This window comes from Desulfacinum infernum DSM 9756 (genome assembly GCF_900129305.1).
Taxonomy (GTDB): Bacteria; Desulfobacterota; Syntrophobacteria; order Syntrophobacterales; family DSM-9756; genus Desulfacinum; species Desulfacinum infernum.
Genome location: NZ_FQVB01000005.1, coordinates 126,061 through 137,931, shown reverse-complemented (window position 1 = coordinate 137,931; position 11,871 = coordinate 126,061). Strand labels below are relative to the sequence as shown.

Here is an 11,871-nt window from a genome sequence, read left to right as displayed (position 1 = left end):
GATTCAAACGGATTCCTCTTCTTTCTTGGGACGACTGGCACGTTCTTTTTGCACGGCCTGCCGGCGCCTGTCCAGGTACTCCCTCCATTTGCCTTCCCAGCCCCTCGGCCGGGGCTCGTAGAAGACGGTCCCGGCAAGAGAGGACGGGAAGTAGGTTTCGGGCACCCACCCCTCCGGATAGTCGTGAGGATACTTGTAATAACGCCCGTACCCAAGTTCTTTCAGCAGTTGGGTGGGGGCGTTGCGAAGGTGCATGGGAACGGGTTCGGTACCCGTGGCTCCCGCCGAGCCTCGGGCTTTCTTGAGGGCCGTGTAGACGCTGTTGCTCTTGGGGGCCAGGGCCACGTAGACTGCCGCTTGGGCGAGCATCAGTTCCCCTTCCGGGCTCCCCAGCATCTGGTAGGCCTGAAAGGCGTTCACCGCCTGCACCAGGGCGAAGGGATCCGCCAGTCCCACGTCTTCCGAGGCGGCCACGATGAGCCGTCGGGCCACGTAAAGCGGGTCTTCACCGGCTTCCAGCATGCGTGCCATCCAGTAGAGAGCCGCATCCGGGTCACTTCCCCGAAGGCTCTTGTGGAAGGCCGAAATCAGGTTGTAGTGCTCTTCACCGCTCTTGTCATAATGGGCCGGGCGGCGCTCCAGCACGTCCACGACGCTTTGCGCTGCGATCCGTCGCTTTCCGTCGGGATCGGGAGGAGTGGTGAGGACGGCCATCTCCAGGAGATTCAAAAGGACCCGGGCGTCGCCGCCGGAGGCTTCCAGCAGGATCCCTTCCGCATCCTGGGAAAGTTCCGCGCGCAACAGGCCCAGGCCCCGCTCTCCATCGCTCAGCGCCCGCTGCAGGATGGTCTTGAGGTGGCCGGCTTCCAGGGCTTTCAAGGTGAGGACGCGGCATCGGCTGAGGAGCGGTCGGATCACTTCGAACGAGGGATTTTCGGTGGTGGCGCCCAGCAAGTAGAAGATCCCCTTTTCCACGTGGGGCAGCAGGGCGTCCTGCTGGGACTTGTTCAGGCGATGGATTTCATCGAGAAAGACCCACGTCTTCTTCTGGGTGCGGATCCATACCCGTCGCGCTTCTTCCGCCGCTTCCCGGATGTCCTTGGTGCCCGCCATGACGGCGGAAAGGAAGATGAGATGCGCATCGGTGTGCTGAACCATGAGGTGGGCCAGGGTCGTCTTTCCGCATCCCGGGGGGCCCCAGAGGATCAACGACTGGAAATGTTTTTTCTCCAGGAGCCTGTGGAGGATCCTTCCTTCACCCAGCAGATGCTCCTGACCCACGAATTCCTCCAGGGTCTTGGGGCGCATGCGGTCGGCAAGGGGAGCCGTACCCGTGATGTCTTGTCTTTTCATGGGTAGTCCGAACCTTTCCGAGCTCATCTCCATGTTCCGTGCTCGGCACGCCAGGGGGCCGAAGGATCATCTGCCGCGCGGCAGCAGAAACGCCTGTGGATCTCCCGAGCGGCCTCCTCGCCGCTCAGGAGGGCCCCGTGGACGGTCCCGTAATGTTCGGGGTGCAGGGCTTCCCCCGCGAAGAACAGGCGGCCGGCCACGGGGGCGGCCAACTCCAGGCGGTCTGTCCGGGTGGAGAGACCGTTTTCGTAGGAATAGCTTCCCCGAGCCCAGGGGTCGGAAAGCCAACGGGTGAGCCGCCAGGCCGCCGGGTGGGGCAGGCGGGACCCAAACATGGCCCGAAGAGCCGCATGAGCTTTCTGGAAGGTTTCCTCCTCCCCGCACGACGTGTCCAGGCGGGCGGCCTCCAGGCCCGACGTATAACCCACCAGCAAGGGCGCGTCCACCACCGGGGCCATGTGGGTCCACAGGGCGAAGGCCACGCGGTTCGGTGCTGTTCCCGGGATTCGGCCGAGCCGTTCCATCTTCCGGGGGCAGGGAAGACGGTGGAATCGGATGGCTACCTTGTTGAGAACCGCGTCGCCGCCGTAGCCGATCCGCGCCAGGGCGCGCCGCTTTAGGGCGGGAAGATCGGGGCTGAAATGGACGGCCCGGGACGAAAGCACACCGATGGGGAAGGTCACCACCGCCACGTCGCCGCGAAAGATCCCTCGGGGCGTCTCCACGGTGACGCCCCCGTCTTCCAGGGCCACCCTCTGAACCGGGCAATCGAAAAGGATGGAAAGACCGGAGGCCGCCTCCTGAATCAAGCGGCCGTAGCCGGGAATCGGAACCGCATTGCCCGTCCAGGGGTTGGGGATGACCAGCTCGGAGATCGAAACCTTGTGGGCCGGCGCTCCGTTGATGGCCTCCTCCAGGATCCTGAGCCAGAGGAGCAGGCGTCGATCCAGGACCGGCAGTCTATCGTCCCCGATCAGGGGATCGAAAAGATCGGCCAGCTGGGACGATCGGCTTCCGGGGGAAGTTCCAGCCCCCGCTTGTCGGCGAAGCCGCGCGTAACGGACCGCACACCGGGCCAAGCCCCGCACTCCCCGGATTCCCAGGCGGAAGAAGGAAACAGCTTTTCCTTGTTCGAAAAAGTGCACGCCTCCGCGGGGAAACCGCCGGATGGGGATGCGGGAGCGCCTGCACCAGGCCGCCAGAGGATTGCCGCGAAGCCCGTGAATCCAGGACGCCCCCAAATCCACGGGAACTCCCAGGTCCTGAACGGTCCAGATCCTTCCGCCCAGCCGGTTGCGCGCTTCCAGGACCTGCACAGGAAATCCCGTGTCGTGAAGGATTCTGGCCGTCACCAGGCCCGCCATACCCGCACCGAGGACCAGCACGCGGGGGAGGCGCCGGTCGCCGTGCCGCCCCGGCCCATGGAATCCCCAACGGGCATGGCTGAATGGATGGCGGGTCTCAAGACTCGGGGGGATAGGTTCCGTGGACATCATCGATTGGGGTCTTCCTCCTCTTCCTCGGAACGGTCCAACTACGGGGTTCATGGTCAAAAGACCTAATGAATCGTTCAAGACATGATATCATGGCTGCGTATTCCTGGAGAAAGCACTTTGCCCCGAAGTAGAACATCCCTCAAGCCATTACGGGATAAAGCAGGTGAAACTCGTGTGGGGGCGGTTTGCAAATTATCCTGGATTGACCCAACAGTCATGGCTCCGACGGACGAAATGCCCCTTTGGAAAACAGGCCGCGCGCACGAACAGAAGAAAGTCGCGATTCCCATGAAGCTCATGTCGGGAGTTGCCATGTTGAAACGTCCCATCGTCCAGGTGGCTGGTATTGTAGACGAAGAGGAAGCGCACGCGCTCTGCGCCGCGGGAATCGGCTGGCTGGGATTTCCCCTCCGTCTCGATGTGCACCCGCAGGATCTGTCGGAAGAAGAGACTCGCCGGATCATCGCCACGCTTCCCGAGGGGGCGGTGCCGGTCCTCATCACCTACGAGACGGACTGGCGGGCCTTGAAGGATCTGGCGGATTTTCTCGGCGTTCGGGCGGTCCAGGTGCATGGAGACCTGGAGATGAAAGGGTTGAGAGCTCTTCGGGCGGCCTGTCCGGACCTTTTTCTCATCAAAAGCCTGGTGGTCGGTCGGACGGCCCTAAGGGATCTCTTGGCGACCGTGGACCTCACGGCCCCCTTGTTGGACGCGTTCATCACGGACACGTACGATCCCGAAACGGGGGCCAGCGGCGCCACCGGAAAGGTTCACGACTGGGAGGCCAGTGGACGCATCGTTCAATATGCGCCCAAACCGGTGATCCTGGCGGGAGGACTGACTCCGGAGAACGTGGCGGAAGCCGTGCGGATCGTCCGGCCGGCGGGGGTGGATGCTCACACGGGCCTGGAGGACGCCTCGGGGCGCAAGGACATGGGAAAAGTGAAAAGATTTCGCAGGGAGGCCTTGAGGGCCTTCAGCCAATGGGAAAGCGGACCGCGAGCGAACGCGAATGAACGCAGATGAATCTTTTCCCGTATGGGAGCGGCCTTGGCCGCGATGCCGCTTTTCAGGCGGGCTTTCGGTGTGTGGTCCGGAGGTTGTGAAGATCCTGGTGCCGGAGGAGCCGTTCGAGGGCTTCCGCGCTCAAGAGGCCGGTATCCACGAAAAAGCGGCCGATGGGAAGCTGTAGACGCCTTTGCTGGTGGAGCAACACTCGGAGCTGGAACGGCGTGATCAGGCCGTGGCGGACCAGAGCCTCGCCGATTCTGTCTCCCGGTGCCTTTGAGCGGAGCAGGGCATCCACCTCTTCCGGGGAGAGCCATCGCCAGCGGGTCGCGATTTCACCGAGGCGGGGGCGTTGGCGGCGCTGCCACACCAAGGCTTGGATGAGCTGCTGCCAAGTGATGACCCTACGGAAATAGAGAAATTCGCCGAACCGGAGGGGCCGTTGCGGCATTCGGCCGGACCAGAAAGAGGAGGAGAAGGGACCGTTCGCCGGCCGCCTGGTGGGACGGGGCCCAGAGGCCTTGCAAGGTGAGGGGCGGGGGGCTTGGCGAGCCCGGTTCTGCGGGGTTCTCAGCAAGCCAACCAGGCCCGCCGGTCCGTGACAGGCCAGGAGCCGATCCAGAAGGTCGTAGGCGTTCTTGACCTGGAGAAAGGCCTCATGGGCAAAGGGGGGCGGTGTGCCATCCTTTTGACGGAGCCTGTCGGGATGGGTGTCCAGGGCGCGGCGGCGAAAGGCCTTCTTGACCCCGGCGGCGTCAATGCGTCTCAGGAAGGCCGGGTCCCGAGTCGCATGAGGGCCGAAGAGAACGGCGCAGGCTCTAAGGATTTCTTCTCTGGTGGCCACCAACTGCAAGGTCCCATGCCTCCCTTGTAGTTCCCGTCGGAAAGATGAAGATTCCTGGGAAGCCCTCGGATTCGCCCCCCAGGGTGGCTGTCTTCCATTGGTCTCCTTGAGGGGGTGGAAAGAAGCCTTCCTTGACGGTTCCTTGGCCCGCAGTGCGATCGCTCGGCCGTCCCGGGCGTAGGGGCGGTTCGCGAACCGCCCCTACGGAACCGCAACCAGGCAGGATCGGCACCGCACGCCCAACGATCATGGCGGACCCGCCACCCCGCCGGGATATCAGAACCTGCCGCCAAGTGCCGGCCGTCCTGTGGGAGCGCCGCAAGGTGCGATGATCTGGTGACTGGACCGCCACGGAATGGCCAACCACCCCCATCGTGGCTTTCGCCGCTCCTACAGAGGTTGTTTCGAGTTCATGCTGGTCGCGCACCAACCGGACAGCATGGTTCTTTCGCATCGGGTTTTAGCAACACGCGCGCCAAATGGAAGACGGCTTCATCCTTCGGCTATTCGCCCAGATAGGCCTTGCGGACCCGCTCGTCCTGCAGAAGATCCCTGCCCGTCCCTTCCAAGGTGATGCGCCCCGTTTCCAGCACATAGGCATAATGGGCCACGTGGAGGGCGGCCATGGCGTTCTGTTCCACCAGCAGGACGGTGGCCCCCTGCTGGTTGATGGTGGTGATGGTCTCGAAGACCTCCTCCACCACCAGCGGGGCCAGCCCGAGAGACGGCTCGTCCAGCAAAACCAGCTTGGGACGGCTCATGAGGGCCCGACCCAGGGCCAGCATCTGCTGCTCTCCGCCGCTCAGGGTTCCCGCCAGCTGCTTGCGGCGTTCTTCCAGACGGGGAAAGAGCGAGAAGACCCACTCCAGGTCCGCTTGAAATTCCTGGGGCGGCCGGTTGTAGGCGCCCAGTTCCAAATTTTCCAGCACGGTGAGGTTGCCGAAGACCTTGCGGCCCTCCGGCGCCACGCCGATTCCCAACTGGATCACCTTGTAGGTGGGAAGCGTGGTCAGTTCCGTACCCTGGAAAACGATGCTTCCTTGCCGGGGGCGAACGAGACCCGCAATGGATCGAAGGGTGGTGGACTTGCCGGCCCCGTTGGCCCCGATGAGCGTGACGATCTGGCCTTCCGCGACCCGGAGGTCGATGCCTTTGAGTGCATGAATACCGCCGTAGTACACGTGCAGGTTCTTGACTTCAAGCATGCTTGGGTTCTCCTAGGTAAGCCTTGATCACGTCGGGATTGGTCTGGATCTCCTCCGGGGTGCCTTCCGCAATGCTGATACCGTAGTCCAGCACCTTGATCCGCTCGCACAGGCCCATGACGAATTTCATGTCGTGCTCGATGAGGAAGATCGTCAGGCCATGGCGCTTCCGAATCTCCCGCACCAGCCCGGCCAGCTCCATGGTTTCCTGGGGATTCATGCCGGCGGCGGGCTCATCCAGGAGGAGCAGCTTGGGGTAGGTAGCCAGGGCCCGGGCGATCTCCAGGCGACGCTGCTGGCCGTAGGCGAGACTTCCCGCCTTTTCGTCGGCCAGATGGGCCAGGTTGAGCTCCTGCAAAAACCCGTACGCCTCCTCCCGGATGCGCTGCTCCTCTCTGCCGTGGGACGGCATGCCGAGCATGGCCTTCCAGAAACGCGAACGGATCTTGTGGTGGAAGGAGACCATCACGTTTTCCAGGACGGTCATGTCCGTAAAAAGGCGGATGTTCTGGAAGGTGCGGGCGATCCCCCGGGCGGTGATCTGATGGACGGGAAGTCCGGTGATGTCTTCGCCCTGCCACAGGACTCGCCCCGAGGTGGGGGTCAGAAAACCGGTGATCATGTTGAAAACCGTGGTCTTTCCGGCTCCGTTGGGACCGATCAGGCCCACCAGTTCCCCCGGCTCGATGGATATGGAAAAGTCGTTGACGGCGGTGAGGCCGCCGAATTGCATGACAAGGGATTCCAGTCGAAAGAAATCGTTCATGAAGACACCCTTTACTTGGCATTCAATCCCAGTTTGGAGAAGAGCCAATCCCAGGAGAATTCATTGCGTCCCATGATGCCCCGGCGCGCAAAGAGGATCACCACCATGAGGATCACGCTGAAGAGCACCATGCGCATGCCGGGGATGCCGGGAATGGTGAAGACGCCCAGATCCATGGGGCTTTCCACCACGCGCAGTGCTTCACCTCCCCAGGCGAAAAGCGCCGCGCCGATGACCGCCCCGGTGGTGCTTCCCAGTCCTCCCACCACGATGATGATCAAGAGATTGAAGGTGAGAAAGAAAGTAAAGAGGGTGGGGGAGATGGTGGTGATGAGATGGGCCATGAGACCTCCGGCCACACCGGAAAAGAAGGCGCTTACCAGAAAGGCCAGCAACAGGTGGCGAAAGGGATCCACGCCCATGGCCTTGGCGGCGATCTCGTCTTCCCGGATGGCTTTCATGGCTCTCCCGAAACTGCTGTTGACCAGCTTGGTGATGACGAGGACGGTAAAGACCGCCACGCCCCAGGACCACCACAGATTGGTGTAGGGCTGCAGGCCTTTGAGTCCCAAGGGGCCGTTGGTGACCCCCTGGAGCGCGTTGCAGAGCACCCGGATCACCTCGCCGAAGCCCAGGGTCACGATGGCCAGGTAGTCGCCCCGAACCCGGAAGACAGGAAAGCTGATGAGAAAGGCGAAGATGGTGGCCATGACGCCGCCCGCGATGAGCGAGACGAAAAAGGGCGCCTGGAGCACGCTGAAGGGCCAGATGAGCGGCTCGATGATGAAGCTCATCTGCTTTTCCATGGGCGACATGGTCAGAAGCGCCGAGGTGTAGGCGCCGATGGTGATGAAAGCGTTGGGTCCCAGGTGCAGGAGGCCGCACATGCCGTTCACCAGGTTGTAGCTTACGGCCAGGGTGATGAAGACGGCCATGTTGTTCAGGATGCGGATCTGGTATTCCGTGCCGTGCCGGTCGAAAAGGTAGAGCACCAAGGCCAGGAGGCAGAGGGCCGCCAGGTTGCAGTAGAGGTTTCGTTTGGAAGTGTCCATGTCCTTTCCCTTCCAGGTCATCAGGTCTTGTCGGTGATGGGTTCGCCCATGATGCCCGTGGGCCTGAAGAGCAGAACCAGGATCAAAATGACGAAGGCGAAGGCATCGCGGTACTGGGCCAGTTGGGGGAAGAAGGCGACCAGAAGGATCTCGCCCAGGCCCAGGGCGAAGCCGCCCACAACGGCGCCGATGATGTTGCCGATGCCGCCCAGAACGGCGGCGATGAACGCCTTCAGGCCCGGAATGACGCCCATGAAGGGATTCACCTGCGGATACTTCATCGCCCACATGATGCCGCCGGCCGCGGCCAGCGACGAGCCCATGAGGAAGGTGAGGGCGATGATGCGGTCCACATTGATTCCCATGAGGCGGGTGGTTTCGATGTCTTTGGAGGCGGCGCGCATGGCCTTGCCCACCTTGGTGCGGTACACGATGTAGAGCAGGGCCATGAGGAAAACGAGGGTCATGAGGGGAATGTAGATGGTGAGGACCTGGATGCGCACGCCGAGGATCTCAATGACTTTTGCAAATATGTCCGGTCTCGGGAAGCCCTTGGGAACTCCGCCGATGATGACCAGCGCCAGGTTCTCCAGAAGGAACGAGGCGCCGATGGCCGAGATGAGAAGGGAGATGCGCGGAGCATCCCGAAGCGGCTTGTAGGCGACCCTGTCCAGCAAGATGCCGATGCAGCCCGTCAGGGCGATGGCCAGAGGAAAACTCAGGTACCACGGCAAGGTGAACATGGTCACGGCGTAGATGGCCGTATAGGCGGCCACCATGAGCAGGTCGCCGTGGGCGAAGTTGATGAGCCTCAGGATGCCGTAGACCATGGTGTAGCCGATGGCCACCAGGGCGTAGAGGCTCCCGAGGGAGATGCCGTTGGTGAGTTGTTGAAAGAAGATGGTTGTGGTCACGGGCCTTCCTTCCTGCGATGCGGGAGGTCCCGGAAGGATCTTCCGGGCCGGGGGATCGAGGTTCGTGCTTCCCTGGACGGGAAGGGGTGTTCCAAAAAAGAGCAGGGCGACCTGGGGTCGGCCCTGCTCCAGGGGCTACCGATGTGATCCGGGCAAAGCGGGGACCGGAAGGAGGATATGTCCGCCAAGGAGCCGGCCCACGATGTCCATGTCCCCGCTTCGTCTTCCCGCCGTTAGGGGTTGATGGTGGTCACGTACACGAACTTGCCGTCCTTGACCTTGTTGATCACCATGCTCTTGATGGGATTGCCGTTTTCCTGCATGGTGATGATGCCGGAGACGCCCGGGAAGTTCTGGAGACCCACGAGGGCGTCACGAATCTTGGTGCCGTCCGTGGATCCGGCCTTTTCAATGGCTTCCACCAGCAGGAAGTAGGCATCGGCGGCCAGGGCGCCGAAGGCGTCTGCTTCCTTGCCCTTCTTTTCTTCGAAGCGCTTGATGTATTCCTTGCCCAGATCCGTGCTGGCAGCTTCCTTGTGGAAGTGGCCCGTAAAATACATCTCTTCCACGGCCTTGCCGCCGATTTCGATCAGGGGGTCGGCCTGGGCGCCGTCACCGGTCAGGATGGGAACATTGATGCCCAGGTCGCGGGCCTGCTTGGCCATGAGAGCGTCTTCCGTGTAGTAGTTGGGAGCGTAGATGATGTCGGGGTTGGTGGCCTGAACGGCGGAAAGCTGAGCCGAGAAGTCCTGATCACCCGTCTGGATGTAGGTGGTGGAGACCACCTTGCCGCCAAGCTTCACGAATTCCTTGACGAAGAAATTGGCGAGACCCACGCAGTAGTCCTGGGCGATATCGATGATCACGGCCGCGGTCTTGGCCTTCAGCTCGTTGATGGCGAACCGCGCGGCCACCTCACCCTGGAAGGGGTCGATGAAGCAGGCACGGAAGGCGTACTTCTTGCCCTGGGTTACCAGCGGGTTGGTGGCGGTGGGGCTCACGGAGGGAATCTTGGCTGCTTCGGAGATGGGGTTGCCGGCCATGGTGTTGCCGCTGATGGCCTCACCAATAATGCCCACCACCTTCTCCTTTTCCACCAGGCGGCTCACGGCGTTGGCGGCTTCAATCTTGTCGCTCTTGGTGTCCACCAGCACCAACTCGATCTTCTTGCCTAACACTTCGGGCTTCATCTCATGGGCGATCTGGATGCCGTCCCACTCCATCTGGCCGTAGGCGGCCACGGCACCTGTCATGGGAAGATAGGCCCCGATCTTGATGGTGTCCTGGGCCGCGGCCGGTCCCGCCGCCGTCGCCAGGGCGAAACCCACAAGAGCCAAAACTGCCAAAAACCTGCGTCGCTGCATGATTCCCTCCTTGCTGCCTGTTTGGTTCAAGCTCCAGCCAATCGGTACCAACATCCCAAGATTATTACTTGAAACAGACTGCCTTGCTCTCTACTGCAGCACTCTGTTTCTGTCAACCAAAAAGACTTTGCTGACCGGCACAGAAAACCAGTGCCGAACTAGGGAATCGTGCTTGACCGGAAAGGACCGATTTTGGTAGAAGCAAACTCGTTTCAACGCCCAACCTTGCTTCGCATGCGACAAAGGCTGTGAACAGGGAAATTCCAGTTCCCGATCCCTGCGCCTCCCGTTCTCAGATCTCCATTGCAGCTCACGATTCCCGCTCCCTTTCCGCTTCCTGCTGTTTTCCCCCGTTGCGGATCATCCACAAGGTGGGTCATTTCCGCTCCAGGGCGCCTCGGTGGGCGCCGCATCCCATCCCTAACCTTTTTCCCAGCAGTGTGCCCGATCGACCGGCCGGGCAGGATATGTCCATTCCACAACCCAGAGGAGGAGCTGCATGGATCAGGGGAAATCCTACCAACAGAGAATGCGGGAACTGTTCGATGTGAAGAATCTATTCGGTAAACGCCAGCCCTTGGAAGGCGTGCGGGTCCTGGAGGTCTGCTACGTGGTTCTCGGGCCGGCATGCTGCGACTACCTGGCGGAATTCGGCGCCGAGGTGATCAAGTTCGAGGGGCAGAAGGGCGACCAGATGCGCTTCGTCACCCCCTACGCCTTCTTCTGGAAGAACATGTCTCCCGGGATGGAGATCGAAAATCACAACAAGTACTGGATGGGAATGCATTTGGGGCATCCGAAGGCCAAGGAACTCTTCCTGGAGCTGGTCAAGAAATCCGATGTGGTGGTGGACAACCTGACCCCGGGTCGCATGGCGGAATGGGGTTTGAGCTATCGAGAACTGAGAGAAGTCAATCCGGGCATCATTCAGCTGCACGTGTCGGGCTACGGCAGCTGGGGGCCCTGGACCGGGCGCACCAGCTACGATGCGGTGGCCCAAAGCATGGGGGCGCTCTCGCCCATCACGGGTTTCGAAGGGCGCGGGCCCATCAAGTCCGGCGTCTGGATCGCCGACTGGGCCACCGCACTCATGTGCGCTGTGGCCATCATGGGGGCGCTCAACTACCGGGAACGAACCGGAGAAGGCCAGTTCATCGACTACATGCAGGTGGAAAGCGTTATCCGCCTCTTGGACTGGACCTGGCTCTACGCCTACATGACCGGGAAAGACCGTCCGCGGTCCGGTAACCGGGATCTGGCCATCTGCCCATCCGACCTGTTCGACTGTTCCGACGGCTGGGTGGCGGTCACGGCCTTCGATAAGGCCGAGTACAAGGGCCTGTGCCAGGCCATGGAAAAACCGGAACTCTACGAGCGCTTCGCCGACCCCCTGGAGCGGCTCAAGGACGAGAATGCCCGGGAGCTCCTCAAGATCATCGGGGAATGGACCCGAACCAAGAAGGTGGAGGAGGTGGAGGCCCTGGGGAGCCAATACGGCTTTGCCGCCTCCCGGGTGCTCACCGCCGAGGACGCCTACCATCTCCCCCACTATCGCCAGCGCGGGACCGTCCAGGAATACGACGATGCCCTGTACGGTCCCATGGTGGAACACTGCTATCCTCCCCGCATGAGCCAAACGCCCAGCCGCGTCCAGTGGAGCTGTCGCCCCTTGGGCTTCGACAACGCCTACGTGCTCACCAAGCTTCTGGGCCTTCCCCACGAGGAAGTGGAACGGCTCAAGGCGGAAGGGATCATCTTCCAGTGGAATCCGGCCGTGCCGTCCCATTGCCCGCCTCCCGATTGGGACGGCAAGAGCGGACTGAAACTGGCCTAGATGGCACCATCTCACCCTCGTGACCTGCATCCGTT

10 protein-coding genes are annotated in these 11,871 nt (G+C 61.9%); 2 read left to right on the top strand and 8 right to left on the bottom strand.

Annotated features, from left to right (window positions below):
• Positions 1-3 precede the first annotated feature (3 nt).
• Both BUB04_RS02720 and BUB04_RS02715 read right to left on the bottom strand, forming a co-directional pair.
• Positions 4-1,353 (bottom strand): replication-associated recombination protein A, encoded by a 1,350-nt coding sequence (locus BUB04_RS02720; protein WP_073036811.1) that lies wholly within the window; start codon positions 1,351-1,353, stop codon positions 4-6.
• A 23-nt stretch (positions 1,354-1,376) separates the two neighbouring features.
• The gene (locus tag BUB04_RS02715; protein ID WP_073036698.1) at positions 1,377-2,849 is read right to left on the bottom strand and encodes a flavin monoamine oxidase family protein; all 1,473 of its coding nucleotides are present in this window, start codon (positions 2,847-2,849) and stop codon (positions 1,377-1,379) included.
• 312 nt (positions 2,850-3,161) lie between these two features.
• Here BUB04_RS02715 and BUB04_RS02710 point away from each other — a divergent pair, with 312 nt between their 5' ends.
• Positions 3,162-3,875, top strand: a complete 714-nt coding sequence (locus tag BUB04_RS02710) for a phosphoribosylanthranilate isomerase (RefSeq protein WP_084076050.1) — start codon at positions 3,162-3,164, stop codon at positions 3,873-3,875.
• A gap of 43 nt (positions 3,876-3,918) precedes the next feature.
• On the opposite strand, the gene BUB04_RS02705 is transcribed toward BUB04_RS02710, so the two are convergent.
• The 6 genes from BUB04_RS02705 to BUB04_RS02680 all read right to left on the bottom strand — a co-directional run bounded on the left by BUB04_RS02705 (position 3,919) and on the right by BUB04_RS02680 (position 10,002).
• Positions 3,919-4,701 carry a J domain-containing protein gene (locus tag BUB04_RS02705; RefSeq protein WP_492215217.1) on the bottom strand — a complete coding sequence of 261 codons (783 nt, stop codon included), beginning with the start codon at positions 4,699-4,701 and terminating at the stop codon, positions 3,919-3,921.
• A 503-nt stretch (positions 4,702-5,204) separates the two neighbouring features.
• The gene (locus tag BUB04_RS02700) at positions 5,205-5,906 is read right to left on the bottom strand and encodes an ABC transporter ATP-binding protein (RefSeq protein ID WP_073036694.1); all 702 of its coding nucleotides are present in this window, start codon (positions 5,904-5,906) and stop codon (positions 5,205-5,207) included.
• On the bottom strand, positions 5,899-6,672 hold the full coding sequence (locus BUB04_RS02695; protein WP_073036692.1) for an ABC transporter ATP-binding protein: 774 nt from the start codon (positions 6,670-6,672) through the stop codon (positions 5,899-5,901). Before BUB04_RS02695 ends, BUB04_RS02700 begins: the two co-directional genes overlap by 8 nt.
• Before the next feature lie 11 nt (positions 6,673-6,683).
• Positions 6,684-7,724, bottom strand: a complete 1,041-nt coding sequence (locus BUB04_RS02690) for a branched-chain amino acid ABC transporter permease (RefSeq protein ID WP_073036807.1) — start codon at positions 7,722-7,724, stop codon at positions 6,684-6,686.
• A gap of 20 nt (positions 7,725-7,744) precedes the next feature.
• The gene (locus tag BUB04_RS02685) at positions 7,745-8,638 is read right to left on the bottom strand and encodes a branched-chain amino acid ABC transporter permease (protein ID WP_073036690.1); all 894 of its coding nucleotides are present in this window, start codon (positions 8,636-8,638) and stop codon (positions 7,745-7,747) included.
• Positions 8,639-8,871: 233 nt separating this feature from the next.
• Positions 8,872-10,002 (bottom strand): ABC transporter substrate-binding protein, encoded by a 1,131-nt coding sequence (locus BUB04_RS02680; RefSeq protein WP_073036688.1) that lies wholly within the window; start codon positions 10,000-10,002, stop codon positions 8,872-8,874.
• A gap of 499 nt (positions 10,003-10,501) precedes the next feature.
• Between BUB04_RS02680 and BUB04_RS02675 the strand changes: the two genes are divergently transcribed.
• Entirely contained in the window at positions 10,502-11,836 is a 1,335-nt protein-coding gene (locus tag BUB04_RS02675; RefSeq protein ID WP_073036686.1) for a CoA transferase, read from the top strand.
• The last annotated feature ends 35 nt before the right edge of the window (positions 11,837-11,871 follow it).